The organism is Methylobacterium sp. Leaf100 (assembly GCF_001422845.1).
In the GTDB taxonomy this organism is placed as follows: Bacteria; Pseudomonadota; Alphaproteobacteria; order Rhizobiales; family Beijerinckiaceae; genus Methylobacterium.
The window spans coordinates 149,979-166,878 of the sequence record NZ_LMMW01000012.1 but is presented as its reverse complement, the minus strand read 5'-3'; the positions used below and the strand labels follow the sequence as shown (position 1 = coordinate 166,878).

Here is a 16,900-nt window from a genome sequence, read left to right as displayed (position 1 = left end):
TCAGCTCCGCAGGCCGGGCGCTTCCTGGCCGGTGCGGGCGACGTACTCCGTGTAACCGCCGCCATACTGGTGGATTCCCTCGGGGGTCACTTCGAGCACCCGGTTCGACAAGGCGGCCAGGAAGTGGCGGTCATGGCTCACAAAAAGCATGGTGCCCTCGTAGGCCGAGAGCGCCGCGATGAGCATCTCCTTCGTGCCCATGTCGAGGTGGTTGGTCGGCTCGTCGAGGACGAGGAAGTTCGGGGGATCGAACAGCATCAGGGCCATGACGAGACGGGCCTTCTCTCCACCCGACAGCACGCGGCAGCGCTTCTCGACATCGTCGCCGGAGAAGCCGAAGCACCCGGCGAGGGCGCGCAGGGACCCTTGCGCGGCCTGTGGGAACGCATCTTCCAGGGACTGGAACACCGTGCGCTCGCCGTCGAGCAGATCCATGGCGTGCTGGGCGAAGTAGCCGAGCTTGACGCTGCCGCCGACGGAGACGGTGCCGTCATCGGCCTGGGTCGAGCCGGTGACGAGCTTCAGGAGCGTCGACTTGCCGGCGCCGTTGATGCCCATGACGCACCAGCGCTCCTTGCGCCGGATGGAGAAATCGAACCCCTCGTAGATCCGGCGGCTGCCGTAGCTCTTGTGGACGTTCCTGAGCATCACGACGTCTTCGCCCGAACGCGGCGGAGCTTGGAACTCGAAGGCGACGGATTGCCGGCGCTTCGGGGGCTCGACGCGCTCGATCTTGTCGAGCTTCTTCACTCGGCTCTGCACCTGCGCCGCGTGTGAGGCGCGCGCCTTGAAGCGCTCGATGAACTTGATTTCCTTGGCCAGCATCGCCTGCTGCCGCTCGAACTGGGCCTGCTGGTGCGTCTCGTTGAGCGCCCGCTGCTGCTCGTAGAACGCGTAGTCGCCGGAATAGGTGGTGAGCGTGCCGCCGTCGATCTCGATCACCTTGGTGACGATGCGGTTCATGAACTCGCGATCGTGCGAGGTCATCAAGAGAGCGCCCTCGTAGTTCTTGAGAAAGGCCTCCAACCAGATCAGGCTCTCGATGTCGAGGTGGTTGGAGGGCTCGTCCAGCAGCATCACGTCGGGGTTCATGAGGAGGATGCGGGCGAGAGCCACGCGCATCTTCCACCCGCCCGACAGCTTGCCGACGTCGCCGTCCATCATGCCTTGCGAGAAGCTCAGGCCCGCCAGCACCTCGTAGGCCCGGCCTTCGAGGGCGTAGCCGTCGAGTTCCTCGAAGCGCGCCTGGACCTCACCGTAGCGCTCGATGAGCGCCTCCATCTCGTCCATGCGGTCGGGGTCGGCGAGCCCCGCCTCAAGGGCCTTCAACTCGGTGCCGACGACGCTGACGGGGCCGGCGCCATCCATCACCGCCGAGACCACGGAGCAGCCCGACATCTCGCCCACATCCTGGCTGAAATACCCGATGGTGATGCCCTTGTCGGTGGCGACCTGACCCTCGTCGGGCTCCTCCTCGCCGGTGATCATCCGGAACAGGGTGGTCTTGCCGGCGCCGTTGGGGCCGACGAGCCCGACTTTCTCGCCCTTTTGAAGGGCGGCGGACGCTTCGATGAAGACGATCTGCCGGCCGTTCTGCTTGCCGATTTTTTCGAGGCGGATCATGCGCGCACGGGACCTTGTCTTGGGTCTCGCGCCTTTACGGCATGGCGCGTCCGAGCGGAAGGGAAGGCAGCCTCAATCGTCTGCCCGTGCGGGCAGATCGACGGCCCGCGGCCGGCCGGCATCGTCGATGGCCACGAAGGTGAATGTCGCCTCCGTGACCTTCTCTCGGACCTGGGTGCGGAAGCGCCTGGCCCAGGCCTCGACCTCGATCTTCATCGACGTGCGCCCGACGTGCCCGACGCGGGTGTAGACGCAGAGGACGTCGCCGACACGAACCGGCCGAATGAAGGTCATGGCGTCCACCGCCACGGTGACGACGCGTCCCTGGGCCCTGTCGACGCCCGCGATGCCGCCGGCCTGATCCATCTGCGACATCACCCATCCGCCGAAGATGTCACCGTTGGCGTTGGTGTCCGCCGGCATCGCGCTGGTTCGAACCGTGAGATCGCCGCGCGGACCTCCACCTTCCTCTTCGACCGTCATACCAATCCGCCTTCGCGTTTCATCCCGCCCGATCCTACGCAGATTTCCTGCCGTCGGGGGGCGGCGTCGCCACCTTCACGGTAGCAGTCCCGTGAGTTTGAGACCGCCCGCGAGGATCACGGCGCCGACCGACATCAGAAGCTCGAGGGGGATCGAATGCCAGAGGCCATGGCCTGGCACTTCGGTCGCGGTGAGTTCGGTCATGGTCTGCCTCCGAGAGCCCCGAGGATGAAGCTCGCATCGCCGATAAGACCTATCGCACGATCATGCATGTTTCCTAATCTTATGATGCATTTTCATGCAAAAAGCCTGGTCACTCGAATAGAGTGCCAGGCTTTCGCGCAAAGCTATTCAGAGCGATGCTGCGGCGCCGACGAAAGCGACGCCGCGCCGGAGCTTAGTAGTAGAAGCGGCGCGGGCCGTAGAACGGACGCGCGCCATAGAAGCGACGCGGACCGTAGAACCGACGCGGGCCATAGAAGCGGCGACCGTAGTACGGACGACGGTAGAACGGACGCGGACCGTAAAACCGGCGACGGTAGCCGTAGTACTGGACATTCTGGGCGACCGCGGGTGCGGCCTCGGTCTGCAAGGCGAGGGCAGGGCCGATGGGGGCGGCGGACGCGCCCTGCGGCGCCGTCGCGGCGAAGCCTAAGGCCAGCAACGCGGCCAGCACGAGTTTCCTGAGCACGTTCTCAAACTCCCTGAGATAAGTCGGCAGGACGTGAAGCGCCGACGGTTCCGGAATCGGACCCGGTCGCTTGAAACGCACGAAGGCCGGAAGTGTTGCCGGGCCGGATCTTTCCGGATGTCGGTTGAGTCAACGAAGCGTTCGGGTCGCTCAAGCGATCTTCATGGTCATGTCGACGATGGACGCCGCCTGGCTGCCCTTCACGAGGGCGATGCCGTGCTCGCAATCTTCCCGGCGCCCATAACCTTCGGCGGAGTCGGCCACGACGTTGCCGTTCGTGGCGCGCAGGCGCCAACGCCAGTCGCCGGTCGCATCCCGATAGAGTTCGAACCGCATGGCATCCTCACGCTTCACGATCACGCCATGAGATGGCGTCGCGCGATTTCGCGGCAAGTGGTCCTTCCCCAAACGAAAACACCGCCCCGGAGACCCGGGGCGGTGTCGTCATGACGGACCGCAAGGCTCAGCGCGGAGAGACTCAGCGCGGGAAACGGTCGAGCCAGCCGATGGTGTGGCCCTCGCCGGTGCCGGTGCCGGCACCCTGCGGGCGCGGCGTGCGCTGACGGGTGTCGCTGCGGGGCTCGGAGCGGTTCTCCGAACCGTGAACGGCCGGACGGCGCTCGCCGCGACCGTCCTGCGGGCGGGCCGCCCCATCCGGACGGGCGTTGCGACCGGGCGCGCCTTGGCCACCACGACCGCCTTCGCTGCGGCCCTGGCCCGGGCGTCCGCCACCGGGACGACCGCCGCCGGGACGCTGGCCCTGGCGCTGACCGGGACGCTGACCCTGGGGCGCCGGACGGCGCTCCTCGGCCTGAGCGGCATCCATGGCTTCCTGGCGCGACGGGGGCGTGAAGCCCTCGGGGAAGGCGCCGACGGGAATCTTCTGACGCGTGGTGCGCTCGATGTCCCGCAGGTAGGCCTTCTCCTCGTCGTTGCAGAACGAGATCGCGAGACCGTTGGCGCCGGCACGGGCCGTGCGGCCGATGCGGTGGACGTAGCTCTCCGGCACGTTCGGCAGGTCGTAGTTGATGACGTGGCTCACGGCCTCGACGTCGATGCCGCGCGCGGCGATGTCGGTCGCGACCAGAACCCGGCACGAGCCGTCCTTGAAAGCGGCGAGCGCCCGCTCGCGCTGCGGCTGGGACTTGTTGCCGTGGATGGCGGAGGCGTTGATCGAGACTTTCTCCAGGCCACGCACCACGCGGTCGGCGCCGTGCTTGGTCCGGGTGAAGACGAGGACGCGCTCGATCTTCGGATCCCGCAGGATGTGGTTGAGGAGGGCCTGCTTCGCACCCGTATGGGCGAAGATGACTTCCTGGGTGACGCGCTCGGCGGTGGTCGCCACGGGAGTGACGGCGACCTGGACCGGATCGCGAAGATACTGGTCGGCGAGGCCGGCGATGTTCTTCGGCATGGTGGCGGAGAAGAACAGGCTCTGACGCTCCTTCGGCAGCATCTTCACGATGCGCTTGAGGGCATGGATGAAGCCGAGGTCGAGCATCTGGTCGGCCTCGTCGAGGACGAGGATCTCGACGGCCTCGAGGGTCAGCGAGCGGCGCTCGATGAGGTCCATGAGGCGGCCCGGGGTGGCGACGAGGATGTCGACCCCGTTGGCCAGCGCCTTCTCCTGGCGGGAGATGGTGACGCCGCCGAACACCACGGTGTTGGTGAACGAAAGATGCCGGCCGTAATCCGAGAAGCTCTCGGCGATCTGGTTGGCGAGCTCGCGGGTGGGCGAGAGCACCAGCACGCGACAGCCGCGGCGGATGGCTTTCCGCGGGTTCTGGGCGAGGCGGTGCAGGATCGGCAATGCGAAGGCGGCCGTCTTGCCGGTGCCGGTCTGGGCGATGCCGCAGAGGTCGCGACCTTCCATGGCAGGGCGGAGGGCCTGAGCCTGGATCGGGGTCGGCGTCTTGTAGCCGGCCTCCTCCAGCGCCCGCAGCACGGGCTGGGCGAGGCCGAAATCGGTGAACTGGGTCAAGTCTAATCTTTCAAGGCAGCGGGACCGTGGCGCACGCCATCCAACGATGGTCGGTACGCAGATCGATTGCGAATCGGTCCGTTGAGCTGGAGCCGCCCGCGTGCCGGGGCAGTCCGGGTGCATGCACGTTGAAGAGAGGGGCTCAGGTCGGTCGGAATTCGCGCGTAGCGACCCGTCGATCCGTCACGCAGCCCTCTCAAGCGGAACCATAGCGGCCGCTGACGCTGCATCCGCGATATGCGTGTTCGCGGATGCGAAGTCAATCCTCGAATCCGCTCAGGCAGTTGGCGGTGCGCGCAGGTGGGCCACGAAGTCCCGCGCGAAGGCGGGTAGGGCGGAGAGCGTCCGCACGCAGATGGTCAGATCGCGCACCGCCCAAGGATCGAGGAGCGGCACGACCGCGATGGCCATGGTGCGGGCCGCGCGGGCGGCGGTGGTCTCCGGCACGATGCCGAGACCGACGCCGCACTCGACGAGGCGGCACACGGCATCGAAGCTGCGCAACTGCACCCGCAACCGCATGGGCCGCCCCGTCCGCGCCGCCTTGTCGGTAAGAAAGCGGGTGAGGGCGCTCGTCCGGTCGAGGCCGACGAGGTCGTGCTCCAGCACGTCGGCGAACGCCACGGCCGGGTGGCCGCGCAAGGCATGGCCGCCGCCCGCCACGACGACGAAACGGTCCTGCCGGAACGGGTAGGTTTCGAGGGCGCCGGTGTCGACGGTGCCGGCCACGATGCCGAGGTCGGCGCCGCCCTCTGCCACGAGGCCGACGATCTCGTCCGACGTCCGCTCCTCAATGTCGACGCTGACCCCGGTCTGGCGGGCGAGGAAGGCGCTCAGCACCTCGGGCAGGAACTCGGTCAGGGCGTTGGTGTTCGACAGGACCCGGATCTGACCAACGGTGCCGCCGGAGAAGCCCGCGAGCTCGCCCTGCATCCGGTCTATCCCATCGAGGAGATCGCGCGCGTGGGCCAGGAGCGTGCGCCCGGCGGGCGTCGTGGTCACGCCTTGCCGGCCGCGTGTGAGGAGGGCGGCGCCGAGCGACACTTCCATGGCGCGGATGCGGGCCGAGGCGGCCGCCAGCGCGAGGTTGGCCCGTGCCGCCCCGTGGGTGATGGAGCCGGCCTCGACCACGTGGCGGAACAGGCCGAGATCGACGAGATCGAAGCGCATCATTCCGTGCCGTCTCCGAGGGCGACGGGCGAGAAGACTTTCTTAACCGTGCGGCGCGATGCTTCCGCCATGGTGATCCGTCGTCGCGTCCGTTCCGTGCTGATGCCCTTGGCGTTGTACGCCGTCTCGGGGCTCGTCGTCGGCTATTTCGTGCATCAGGCCGAGGGCGGCAACCGGGGCCTCGAAGCGAAGCGCGCCCTGAAGATCCAGGCCTACGGCCTCAATCAGGAACTCGCCGCCGTGAAGGCCGACCGGGCCGAGTGGGAGCACCGCGTCACCCTGCTGCGCAGCGAGCAGATCGACCGCGACCTCCTCGAGGAGCGGGCACGCGTCGTCCTCGGCCGGGTCCACGCCAACGATGTGGTGGTCATCAATCCGTAGCCCTGTTCCGCCGCTTCGCCGGGCGGCGATGGAGCGCACCTGACAACCGTTCCGATCTGTCGGGCGGCCGATCTCGCTTTCCGAAAACACGTGTCCTAGAACCTCCGGGAGAACAGACGGTCCCCGGGGAGATAGCCGATGGATTCCGCAACCGAGGCGGGCCAGCCCAAATCCGATCCGACGCCGTCGGAGGCCGGCAGCCACGCGCCGGCGCCGAACACGCCGCAATTCACCCGCGACGAAGACCTCCACGCCTATCACGAGATGCTGCTTATTCGTCGCTTCGAGGAGAAGGCGGGACAGCTCTACGGCATGGGCCTCATCGGCGGGTTCTGTCACCTCTATATCGGCCAGGAGGCCGTCGTCATCGGCATGCAGATGGCCTCCATCGACGGCGATCAGGTCATCACCGGCTACCGCGACCACGGTCACATGCTCGCCTGCGGCATGGACCCGAAGGGCGTGATGGCGGAGCTCACCGGCCGTCGCGGAGGCTATTCCCGCGGAAAAGGCGGGTCGATGCACATGTTCAGTCGCGAAAAACAGTTCTTCGGCGGGCATGGTATCGTCGGCGCGCAGGTGTCCCTCGGCACGGGCCTCGCCTTCGCGGACGCCTACAGGAAGAACGGCCAGGTCAGCCTGACTTACATGGGTGATGGCGCGGCCAACCAGGGGCAGGTCTACGAGAGCTTCAACATGGCGCAGCTGTGGAAGCTGCCCGTGGTCTACGTCATCGAGAACAATCGCTACGCCATGGGCACCTCCGTCGCCCGCGCCTCGGCGCAGACGGACTTCTCGAAGCGCGGCATCTCGTTCGGCATTCCGGGCGAACAGGTCGACGGGATGGATGTGCGCACCGTCCGCGAGGCGGCCGCGCGGGCCATCGAGCACGCCCGCTCGGGCGAGGGCCCCTACATCCTGGAGATGCAGACCTACCGCTATCGCGGCCATTCCATGTCCGATCCGGCGAAATACCGGACCAAGGACGAGGTTTCGAAGATGCGCGACGAGCACGACCCCATCGAGATGGTGCGCAAGCGCCTGATCGAGGCGCACGGCGTGCCCGAAGCGGATCTGAAGGCCACCGACGCGAAGGTGCGCGAGACGGTCAACGACGCGGCCGAGTTCGCCACCCACGATCCCGAGCCCGATCCCGCCGAGCTGTGGACGGATATTTTGCTGGAAGCGCGCGCCTGACCCGCGAGTCCCCGGACCGCGCCCCTCCTTCTCGATCGACGAGTCTTTCATGGCGACCGACATCCTGATGCCCGCCCTGTCTCCGACCATGGAGGAGGGCAAGCTGGCGAAGTGGCTGAAGAAGGAGGGCGATCCGGTGAAATCCGGCGACGTGCTCGCCGAGATCGAGACCGATAAGGCGACCATGGAGGTCGAGGCCATCGACGAGGGCGTGCTCGCCAAGATACTCGTCGCGGAGGGCAGCGAGGGCGTGAAGGTCAACACGCCCATCGCGATCATCACCGCCGAGGGCGAAGACGTCTCGGCCGCTTCCGCGCCGAAGCCCGCCGCCAACACCCCGGCCCAGGCGGCACCGACGCCGACGATGCAGGCGGAAGGGCAGGCGGATGCCCCCGCCGCGACGGCGAAGAGCGGCGACGACGCTCAGAGGGCGCCGGCGGCCCCCGCCACCATCACCAACAAGGCGCCCGCCCCGGTGATGGCCGAGTTCCCCGAGGGCACCGAGATGGTCACCATGACCGTCCGCGAGGCCCTGCGCGACGCCATGGCGGAAGAGATGCGCGGCGACGATTCCGTCTTCGTCATGGGCGAGGAGGTCGCCGAGTACCAGGGCGCCTACAAGATCACGCAAGGGCTGCTGCAGGAATTCGGCGCGCGTCGGGTCGTCGATACCCCGATCACCGAGCACGGCTTCGCCGGCATCGGCGTCGGCGCTGCGTTCACGGGTCTGCGTCCCATCGTCGAGTTCATGACCTTCAACTTCGCCATGCAGGCCATCGACCACATTATCAATTCGGCGGCCAAGACCCTCTATATGTCCGGCGGACAGCTCGGCTGTCCCATCGTGTTCCGCGGCCCCAACGGTGCTGCCGCCCGCGTCGGCGCCCAGCACAGCCACGATTACTCTGCGTGGTACTCCAACGTGCCCGGCCTCAAAGTCATCGCGCCCTACACGGCGTCCGACGCCAAGGGCCTGCTCAAGGCGGCGATCCGCGACCCGAACCCGATCATCTTCCTCGAGAACGAGATCCTCTACGGCCAGAGCTTCCCGGTGCCGAAGCTCGACGATTTCGTCCTGCCCATCGGCAAGGCGCGCATCCACCGCCCCGGCACGGACGTCACCATCGTGTCGTTCTCCATTGGCATGACCTACGCCCTCAAGGCGGCGCAGGCGCTCGCCGAACAGGGCATCGAGGCGGAGGTCATCGACCTGCGCACCCTTCGGCCCATGGACACCGAGACGGTGGTGGAATCGGTGAAGAAGACCGGCCGCTGCGTCACCGTGGAGGAAGGTTTTCCGCAATCCGGCATCGGCGCCGAGATCGTCGCGCGGCTCATGGTCGACGCCTTCGACTACCTCGACGCCCCGGTCCTGCGCGTCACCGGCAAGGACGTGCCGATGCCGTACGCGGCCAACCTGGAAAAACTCGCCCTGCCCAACGTCGCCGAGGTGATCGAGGCGGTGAAAGCGGTCTGCTACCGCTAAGCAGGTTCGCGTTGGCAAGCCAACGCTTCACCCAGCTTAGCTCCTTGATCTGTCGCAGGTTTTCGACGCAAAACCGGTGACCACTTTTGCGGAACCTGCTTAGGGTAGCTGGATGCGTCCCCCGGGGTGAGGTGGGCCAACGCTTTCGTTCGGATAGGACATGACGAAGACCTTCGTGGAACTCTCCGCCCCTCCCGATGCCATCGAGAATGGCGGCATCGAAGTCCTGCGTGCCGCCGTCGTGGACGGCGCGGTTAGCGTGGCCCTGCGCCGCTCGTTCGACGATCCGGCGACCTGGGGCCGCCTGCTCATCGATCTCGCGCGACAGGCGGCGCGGACCTACGCGTTGGAGACGGAGATGTCGGACGAGGAAGCCTTCGAGCGCATCCGCGCCGGGTGGGAGGCCGAGGGCCTCGATCCCGGCGATCTGAACTAGCGGGGGGATTCAGCATGGCCGAGGCCGCGTTCCGCCGGGCCACCTACGCCGATCTCGAAGCCGTGCCCGACCAGCTCGTGGCCGAGATCGTCGACGGCACCCTGGAGACGCATCCAAGGCCGCGCCCGCGGCATGCCATGGCGGCGGCGGGCTTGGCGGCCGAACTCGGCCACCCCTTCAGTCGCGGACGTGGTGGGCCGGGCGGCTGGATCTTCATGGTCGAGCCGGAGCTTCACCTGGGGTCCCACGTCGTGGTGCCGGATCTGGCCGGCTGGCGCCGCGAACGTCTCTCCGCCGAGCCGGAGACCGCCTATATCGAGACCCCGCCGGACTGGGTCTGCGAAATCCTCTCGCCCGCCACCGCGCGCCTCGATCGCGGCCCCAAGCGCCGCATCTACGCGGAGGCCGGTGTCGGCCATCTCTGGCTCCTCGATCCCGGCGACGGGGTGCTCGAAGTCTTCGCGCTCACGGAGCGCCAATGGCTGCTCCTCGGAACGGTCGCGCGCGGCGAGACCGTTGCCTTGCCGCCCTTCGACGCCGTTCCGTTCCCCCTCGACAGCCTGTTTCCCTTCGACGATCCGGCCGCCCCGCCGCCCCCCTCGCTCGAGACCTGATGCCATGCCGATCAACGTCCTGATGCCCGCCCTGTCGCCGACGATGGAGAAGGGCAACCTCGCGAAATGGCTGAAGAAGGAGGGCGACGCGGTGAAATCCGGCGATGTCCTCGCCGAGATCGAGACCGACAAGGCGACCATGGAGGTCGAGGCCATCGACGAGGGGATTCTGGCCAAGATTCTGGTGCCCGAGGGCACGGCCGACGTGCCGGTCAACGACCTCATCGCCATCATCGCGAGCGAGGGCGAGGACCCGTCGAGCGTTCAGGCCGGCGGGGCACCGAAGGCCGAGGCGCCGAAAGCCGAGGCATCGAAGGACCCCGTCGGCGAGAACGCGACGCCCGGCGGCGGCCAGATGTCCTATGCGCGGGTGAACGAGGCACCGGACGGCGCTCAGCCCGCCGCCACCCAGGGGGAGGGGGCCCGCGTCTTCGCCTCGCCGCTCGCCCGCCGCATCGCCAAGCAGGAGGGCATCGACCTCGCCGCCGTGACGGGCTCTGGCCCGCGCGGCCGCGTGATCGAGCGCGATGTCCGCGCCGCCAAGGCCGCCGGCCCCGCGCAGACCAAGGCTCCGGCCCTCACCGAAGCGCCGGCTCCCGCTGAGCCGCCGAAGGCGGCGCCCGCGCCCGCCAAGGCCGCGAGCCCGGCCGGCCTGTCCGTCGATCAGGTGCGCGGCTTCTACGCCAAGGGCACCTACGAAGAAGTGCCGCTGGACGGCATGCGCAAGACCATCGCCAAGCGCCTCACCGAGGCGACGCAGGTGGCTCCGCACTTCTACCTCACGGTGGATTGCGAACTCGACGCCCTGATGGCCCTGCGCGAGCAGCTCAACAGGAGCGCCGGCCAGGGCAAGGACGGCAAGCCGCTGTTCAAGCTCTCCGTCAACGACTTCGTCATCAAGGCCATGGGCCTCGCGCTCATGCGGGTGCCGGCCGCCAACGCCGTCTGGGCCGAGGACCGCATCCTGCGGTTCGACAACGCCGAGGTCGGCGTGGCGGTCGCCATCGACGGCGGTTTGTTCACGCCGGTGATTCGTAAGGCCGACCAGAAGACGCTCTCCACCATCTCCAACGAGATGAAGGATTTCGCGGGCCGCGCGCGGGCCAAGAAGCTCAAGCCCGAGGAGTACCAGGGCGGCGTCACCTCGGTGTCGAATCTCGGCATGTTCGGCATCAAGCACTTCACGGCGGTGATCAACCCGCCGCAGTCGTCGATCCTCGCCGTGGGTGCGGGCGAGAAGCGCATCGTGGTGAAGGACGGCCAGCCGGCCGTGGCGCAGGTGATGACCGCGACACTGTCCTGCGACCACCGGGTGCTCGACGGTGCCTTGGGGGCGGAGCTGATCTCGGCGTTCAAGAGCCTGATCGAGAGCCCGATGGGCATGCTGGTCTGAGCTAAGTCCGCCTCACCTGAACCAACCCCGGCCCATTCCCGCAGAGGGGAGGGGCGTAGGAGCGCACAATGGCCGACACCTACGACATCCTCGTCATCGGCGCGGGCCCCGGTGGCTACGTCGCGGCGATCCGAGCGGCGCAGCTCGGATTCAAGACCGCGGTGGTGGACCGGGAGCACCTCGGCGGCATCTGCCTGAACTGGGGCTGCATTCCGACCAAGGCATTGCTGCGCTCGGCCGAAATCTATCACTACATGCAGCACGCCTCCGATTACGGCCTGTCGGCCGAAAAGGTCGGCTTCGACACTGCCGCCATCGTCAAGCGCTCGCGAGGCGTCTCGACCCGCCTCAACGGCGGCGTCGGCATGCTGCTGAAGAAGAACAAGGTCGACGTGATATGGGGCGAGGCCACCATCGCGGCGGCAGCGAAGGGTAATGAACCCGGTCGCGTCGCCGTGAAGGAAACCGCCCGTGCTCCGGCGCCCAAGGGCGCGCTCGCGGCCGGATCATATGCGGCCAAGCACATCATCGTCGCAACCGGGGCGCGACCGCGTGCGATTCCGGGCATCGAGCCCGACAAGAAGCAGATCTGGACCTATTACGAGGCCATGGTTCCAGAAACGATGCCGAAGAGCCTGCTCGTCATGGGTTCGGGTGCCATCGGCATCGAGTTCGCCTCGTTCTACCGCACCATGGGCGCCGAGGTGACGGTGATCGAGTTGCTCCCGCAGATCCTCCCCGTCGAAGATGCCGAGATCGCCGGCATCGCCCGCAAGCGTTTCGAGAAGCAGGGCATCAAGATCCTGACGGGCGCCAAAGTCACGAAGGTCGAGAAGGCGGCGAATTCCGTCACCGCCACCATCGAGACCGGCGATGGCAAGAGTCAGCAGCTTTCGGCGGAGAAGCTGATCTCGGCCGTGGGGGTCGTCGGCAACATCGAGGGGCTCGGCCTCGAGCAACTCGGGGTCGGAATCGAGCGCGGGATCGTCGTCACCGATGGGCTCGGCCGAACCAACGTGCCGGGGCTCTATGCCATCGGCGACGTCGCCGGCCCGCCGATGCTCGCCCACAAGGCCGAGCACGAGGGCGTGCTCTGCGTCGAAACCATCAAGGGCCTGCCGACCCATGCCATGGACAAGGCGAAGATCCCCGGTTGTACCTATTGTCAGCCGCAGATCGCCTCCGTTGGCCTCACGGAGGCCAAGGCGAAAGAGCTGGGATTCGCCGTCAAGGTCGGCCGCTTCCCGTTCGCGGGCAACGGCAAAGCCATTGCTTTGGGCGAGCCGGACGGTCTGGTGAAGACGGTGTTCGACGCGAAGACCGGCCAGTTGCTCGGCGCCCACATGGTCGGTGCCGAAGTCACCGAGCTCATCCAGGGCTACGTCGTCGCGATGAATCTCGAGACCACGGAAGAAGATCTGATGCACACGGTCTTCCCGCACCCGACCTTATCGGAAATGATGCACGAGAGCGTGCTCGACGCTTACGGCAAAGTGATCCACTCCTGATTCGGCAAAACGAAAGGCCGTCCATGCGCAGGCATGGACGGCCTTGAACGGTCGAACGACGGCGCTCGACGCGCCGTGAGACTTACTTCTTCTTCGAATACTCGAAGGCCGGGGCGGACTTGAGCGTGTCCTTGTCGGTGTCGATGAGGGCGCGAAGGGTGTTGTCCTTCTTCGCCAGGGTGATGCTCGACGGGCTGACCGAGACGTAACGCTCGCCCATGCCGAGGAAGCCGCCGACGCCGAGGATCACCGCGCTCACGGTCTTGCCGTCGACGATCACCAGGTCCTCGATCTCACCGACCGTCTCGTTGGCATTGTTGTAGACGTTGAGGCCGATGAGCTTGGACGACATCACGTCGGCGGGCTGCGCGGTCACGTAGGTCACCTTCACGCTGGCCTTGTCGGCCATGGTCATGCCGCCGGTGGTCGCGACGGGCACGGCCGGCTTCACCGTCTCCTGAGCGGAGGCAAGCGTCGGCAGCGCCGCCACGAGGGCAGCGGCGAAAATGGTCTTCAGGGCCATGGGGTTAACCTTCTGGGGCAGCTCGCAGCGCTCATCGCCGCGGAAACGCGGTCTGTAACGGGTTCGCCCGTGGTCGGTTCCCCCGATCGACGGCGATATGCGCACGGATTGTGCAGCCAAGCGCGACTGACAGATCGGCCCGGGCGTTTGCGAACCCCCCGGGCTCGGTTTGCGATCGACCCGGCGACCCCTTAAGTCTGGCCTGTGGCACCCGCCGTCGCGGGCGCACCCTGTTGGTGTGAGATGGCCGTCGTTCTCGATCTCCTGCGCAACGATCAGCGCCCCCGGCACCCGGAAAAGGCGCACCGGCCCGACAAGCCGATCCAGCGCAAGCCGGACTGGATTCGCGTCCGGGCCCCCGGTTCCCCCGGCTGGGCCGAGACGAGCCGCATCGTCCACGAGCACGGCCTCGTCACCGTGTGCGAGGAAGCCGGCTGCCCCAACATCGGCGAGTGCTGGGAGAAGCGCCACGCCACCTTCATGATCATGGGCGACACCTGCACGCGGGCCTGTTCGTTCTGCAACGTTCGCACCGGCCTGCCGAAGGGTCTCGACGCCAACGAGCCCGAGAAGCTCGCGGATTCCGTGGCCAAGCTCGGGCTTCACCACGTCGTCGTCACCTCGGTCGACCGGGATGACCTGACCGATGGCGGCGCCGAGCATTTCGCCCGCACGATCCGGGCGATCCGGCGGATGAGCCCCTCCACCACCATCGAGATCCTGACACCCGATTTCCTGCGCAAGGACGGCGCCCTGGAGGTCGTGGTCGCGGCGCGGCCCGACGTGTTCAACCACAACATGGAGACGGTGCCGGGCAATTACCTCACCGTCCGCCCCGGAGCCCGCTACTTCCATTCCGTGCGCCTGCTGCAGCGGGTGAAGGAGCTTGACCCGACGATCTTCACCAAGTCCGGCATCATGGTCGGTCTTGGCGAAGAGCGGAACGAGGTGGTTCAACTCATGGACGATCTGCGCTCGGCCGACGTCGACTTCCTCACCATCGGTCAGTACCTCCAGCCGACGAAGAAGCATCATGAGGTGGTCCGTTTCGTGCCGCCCGACGAGTTCAAGGGCTTGGAGACCACGGCCTATGCCAAGGGCTTCCTCCTCGTCTCGGCGACACCCCTGACCCGCTCCTCCCATCATGCCGGCGAAGACTTCGCTCGTTTGAAGGCTGCGCGGCTTGCCCGCTTCGCGCCGGAGACGGTGCACGCTTGACGCATCGGCCGGAAAACCGGTTCCCACCCTCCGGACCGATGCTGTAGAAGCCCCGCATGCCGTCTTTTCGTATCGACCGCCTCGTGCGGCACAGCCCGCGCGCGATGTACGACCTCGTCGCCGATGTGGAGCGCTACCCCGAGTTCCTGCCGCTGTGCGAATCCTTACGCGTCCTGCGTCGGCAGTCGGGTGAGAACGGCACCGAGATTCTCGTGGCCGAGATGGGGGTCGGCTACAAGGCGATCCGCGAGCGCTTCACAACCCGGGTGACCCTCGATCCGGCGAACCTGAAGATCATTGCCGAATACATCGACGGCCCGTTCCGCCACCTCGAGAACCGCTGGTTGTTCAAGGAGGCGGACGGGCGTGGGTGCAACGTCGACTTCTTCATCACCTATGAATTCAAGAGCCGGACCCTCGGCCTCCTCATGGGCACGATGTTCGATCGGGCTTTTCGCAAGTTCACGGATGCTTTCGAAGCCCGCGCCGACAAGGTCTACGGCGCCACCGCCTGACCGTCGCGGATTGCGTTGCGCATCACGGCGATCGCCCGGGTGCCGGGCGCGAACGGAGCTACGGGGCCTGTCGCCAGTTCCGGCGAGCCATCTGTCGACGACGTCGCGGTCGGCGTGCGTCGGGGCGTTCGACGGAGATCCTTCAGGGCAGGGGGCCTTCGACCGCCTCCAGGGGCGCCCGCATGCCGCGCAGGGCCCGCACGGCCCGATGCCAGCCATCGAGGCGCACCGAACGGTCGGCGTCCGGCATGGCGGGAGTGAAGCGGCGGTCCAGGTGCCAGAGGCCGGCGAAGTCGTCGGGTTCCGGATACAGGCCGGCGTGCCATCCGGCGAGGTAGGCGGCCCCCAGCGCGGTGGTCTCGCGCACCACCGGCCGGTCGACGGGTAGGCCGAGGAGGTCCGCGAGGCGCTGCATGGTCCAGTCGGAGGCGGCCATTCCGCCATCGGCGCGCAGGACTGTTCCGGTTTCCGCGTGCGGCCAGTCGGCCCGCATGGCCGCGAGGAGATCGTGGGTCTGGTAGCAGACGCTCTCGAGGGCGGCGCGTGCGAGGTCCTTCGGGCCCGTGTCGCGGACGAGGCCGAACAGGGCGCCGCGCACGTCTGGCTCCCAATGCGGTGCGCCGAGGCCGACGAAGGCCGGCACGAGATAGATCTCGGAGGCCGGGTCGGCCCTTGCGGCGAGGGGGCCGCTCTCGGCCGCGTCACGAATCACTCCCAGCCCGTCGCGCAGCCACTGGATCGCGGCGCCGGCCACGAAGATCGAGCCTTCGAGGGCGTAGGTGCGCCGACCGGCGAACTGATAGGCGATGGTGGTGAGGAGGCGGTTGGTGGAGGCGCGAGGCTCCGCGCCGGTGTTGAGAAGGGCGAAGCACCCGGTGCCGTAGGTGGCCTTGACCATGCCGGGGGTGAAGCAGGCTTGCCCGATGGTCGCCGCCTGCTGATCCCCCGCGACCCCCCGGATGGGGATCGCGGCGCCGAACAGGTCGGCCCGCGTACTGCCGAAATCCCCGGCGCAGTCGCGCACCTCCGGCAGCAGGGCGCGCGGAATGCCGAACAGGCCCAAGAGATCGTCGTCCCAGGTCCCGCGATGGATGTCGAACAGGGCGGTTCGGGCGGCGTTCGTGGCGTCGGTGGCGTGAAGGCCGCCGGTGAGGCGCCACAGCAACCAGGAATCCACCGTACCGAAGGCCAGTTCGCCGCGCTCGGCGCTGGCGCGGGCGCCCGGCACCGTGTCGAGGAGCCAGGCGATCTTGGTGGCCGAAAAGTAGGGGTCGAGGATCAGGCCGCTGCGGGCGGTGACGAGGGGCTCGTGCCCCTCGGCCTTCAGGCGCGCGCAAGCATCGGCCGTGCGCCGGTCCTGCCAGACGAGGGCCGGATGGATCGGCGCACCGGTGGCGCGATTCCAGATCAGCGTCGTCTCGCGCTGGTTGGTGATTCCGAGGGCGGCGACGGACGCCGCCGCCACCCCGGCGCGGGCCAGCACCGCCCGGACGGTGGTGAGCACGCTCGCCCAGATGCCCTCTGGATCGTGTTCGACCCAGCCCGGGGCCGGATAGGATTGGGCGATCTCGGCCTGTGCGATCCCGGCCACCGAAAGATCGGGCCGGAACAGCATCGCCCGCGTCGAGGTGGTGCCCTGGTCGATGGAGAGGACGAAAGTGGGCATGGGCGAGCCTCCGAT

The 16,900-nt window shown here is 67.5% G+C and carries 18 protein-coding genes; 9 read left to right on the top strand and 9 right to left on the bottom strand.

What is annotated here, in order from left to right:
• The 7 genes from ASF25_RS08830 to ASF25_RS08805 all read right to left on the bottom strand — a co-directional run bounded on the left by ASF25_RS08830 (position 1) and on the right by ASF25_RS08805 (position 5,948).
• Positions 1 to 1,623: an ABC-F family ATP-binding cassette domain-containing protein gene (locus ASF25_RS08830; protein WP_056304376.1), complete on the bottom strand. Its 1,623-nt coding sequence runs from the start codon at positions 1,621 to 1,623 to the stop codon at positions 1 to 3.
• Between the two features lie 72 nt (positions 1,624 to 1,695).
• A complete protein-coding gene (locus tag ASF25_RS08825) occupies positions 1,696 to 2,106 on the bottom strand; it encodes an acyl-CoA thioesterase (RefSeq protein WP_056175838.1) in 411 nt (136 codons plus the stop codon).
• A 75-nt stretch (positions 2,107 to 2,181) separates the two neighbouring features.
• Positions 2,182 to 2,310 (bottom strand): hypothetical protein, encoded by a 129-nt coding sequence (locus tag ASF25_RS23875; RefSeq protein WP_280137332.1) that lies wholly within the window; start codon positions 2,308 to 2,310, stop codon positions 2,182 to 2,184.
• Between the two features lie 193 nt (positions 2,311 to 2,503).
• Complete coding sequence (locus ASF25_RS08820; RefSeq protein ID WP_056176191.1) at positions 2,504 to 2,797, bottom strand: hypothetical protein; 294 nt, start codon at positions 2,795 to 2,797, stop codon at positions 2,504 to 2,506.
• 150 nt (positions 2,798 to 2,947) lie between these two features.
• The gene (locus tag ASF25_RS08815) at positions 2,948 to 3,133 is read right to left on the bottom strand and encodes a DUF1508 domain-containing protein (RefSeq protein WP_056176194.1); all 186 of its coding nucleotides are present in this window, start codon (positions 3,131 to 3,133) and stop codon (positions 2,948 to 2,950) included.
• A 142-nt stretch (positions 3,134 to 3,275) separates the two neighbouring features.
• The gene (locus ASF25_RS08810) at positions 3,276 to 4,778 is read right to left on the bottom strand and encodes a DEAD/DEAH box helicase (protein WP_056304375.1); all 1,503 of its coding nucleotides are present in this window, start codon (positions 4,776 to 4,778) and stop codon (positions 3,276 to 3,278) included.
• Positions 4,779 to 5,054: 276 nt separating this feature from the next.
• Positions 5,055 to 5,948 carry a LysR substrate-binding domain-containing protein gene (locus ASF25_RS08805; RefSeq protein WP_056304578.1) on the bottom strand — a complete coding sequence of 298 codons (894 nt, stop codon included), beginning with the start codon at positions 5,946 to 5,948 and terminating at the stop codon, positions 5,055 to 5,057.
• A gap of 69 nt (positions 5,949 to 6,017) precedes the next feature.
• Here ASF25_RS08805 and ASF25_RS08800 point away from each other — a divergent pair, with 69 nt between their 5' ends.
• The 7 genes from ASF25_RS08800 to lpdA all read left to right on the top strand — a co-directional run bounded on the left by ASF25_RS08800 (position 6,018) and on the right by lpdA (position 12,963).
• Positions 6,018 to 6,329 carry a septum formation initiator family protein gene (locus ASF25_RS08800; RefSeq protein ID WP_056176197.1) on the top strand — a complete coding sequence of 104 codons (312 nt, stop codon included), beginning with the start codon at positions 6,018 to 6,020 and terminating at the stop codon, positions 6,327 to 6,329.
• A 138-nt stretch (positions 6,330 to 6,467) separates the two neighbouring features.
• Positions 6,468 to 7,526 (top strand): pyruvate dehydrogenase (acetyl-transferring) E1 component subunit alpha, encoded by a 1,059-nt coding sequence (pdhA, locus tag ASF25_RS08795; protein ID WP_056175846.1) that lies wholly within the window; start codon positions 6,468 to 6,470, stop codon positions 7,524 to 7,526.
• 49 nt (positions 7,527 to 7,575) lie between these two features.
• Positions 7,576 to 9,012: a pyruvate dehydrogenase complex E1 component subunit beta gene (locus ASF25_RS08790; protein WP_056304374.1), complete on the top strand. Its 1,437-nt coding sequence runs from the start codon at positions 7,576 to 7,578 to the stop codon at positions 9,010 to 9,012.
• A 160-nt stretch (positions 9,013 to 9,172) separates the two neighbouring features.
• On the top strand, positions 9,173 to 9,448 hold the full coding sequence (locus tag ASF25_RS08785; RefSeq protein WP_056175852.1) for a DUF5076 domain-containing protein: 276 nt from the start codon (positions 9,173 to 9,175) through the stop codon (positions 9,446 to 9,448).
• A 14-nt stretch (positions 9,449 to 9,462) separates the two neighbouring features.
• Positions 9,463 to 10,062 (top strand): Uma2 family endonuclease, encoded by a 600-nt coding sequence (locus tag ASF25_RS08780; protein WP_056304373.1) that lies wholly within the window; start codon positions 9,463 to 9,465, stop codon positions 10,060 to 10,062.
• A 4-nt stretch (positions 10,063 to 10,066) separates the two neighbouring features.
• Positions 10,067 to 11,455 carry a pyruvate dehydrogenase complex dihydrolipoamide acetyltransferase gene (locus ASF25_RS08775; RefSeq protein ID WP_056304372.1) on the top strand — a complete coding sequence of 463 codons (1,389 nt, stop codon included), beginning with the start codon at positions 10,067 to 10,069 and terminating at the stop codon, positions 11,453 to 11,455.
• Positions 11,456 to 11,523: 68 nt separating this feature from the next.
• Entirely contained in the window at positions 11,524 to 12,963 is a 1,440-nt protein-coding gene (gene lpdA, locus ASF25_RS08770) for a dihydrolipoyl dehydrogenase (RefSeq protein ID WP_056304371.1), read from the top strand.
• A gap of 82 nt (positions 12,964 to 13,045) precedes the next feature.
• Here lpdA and ASF25_RS08765 read toward each other — a convergent pair whose 3' ends face one another.
• Complete coding sequence (locus ASF25_RS08765) at positions 13,046 to 13,486, bottom strand: PRC-barrel domain-containing protein (protein ID WP_056175863.1); 441 nt, start codon at positions 13,484 to 13,486, stop codon at positions 13,046 to 13,048.
• A 243-nt stretch (positions 13,487 to 13,729) separates the two neighbouring features.
• On the opposite strand from ASF25_RS08765, the gene lipA reads away from it, so the two are divergent.
• On the top strand, positions 13,730 to 14,704 hold the full coding sequence (gene lipA, locus ASF25_RS08760) for a lipoyl synthase (RefSeq protein ID WP_056304370.1): 975 nt from the start codon (positions 13,730 to 13,732) through the stop codon (positions 14,702 to 14,704).
• 56 nt (positions 14,705 to 14,760) lie between these two features.
• Positions 14,761 to 15,219 carry a type II toxin-antitoxin system RatA family toxin gene (locus ASF25_RS08755; RefSeq protein ID WP_056175869.1) on the top strand — a complete coding sequence of 153 codons (459 nt, stop codon included), beginning with the start codon at positions 14,761 to 14,763 and terminating at the stop codon, positions 15,217 to 15,219.
• Between the two features lie 142 nt (positions 15,220 to 15,361).
• On the opposite strand, the gene glpK is transcribed toward ASF25_RS08755, so the two are convergent.
• Positions 15,362 to 16,885, bottom strand: a complete 1,524-nt coding sequence (gene glpK / locus ASF25_RS08750) for a glycerol kinase GlpK (protein ID WP_056304369.1) — start codon at positions 16,883 to 16,885, stop codon at positions 15,362 to 15,364.
• Between the last annotated feature and the right edge of the window lie 15 nt (positions 16,886 to 16,900).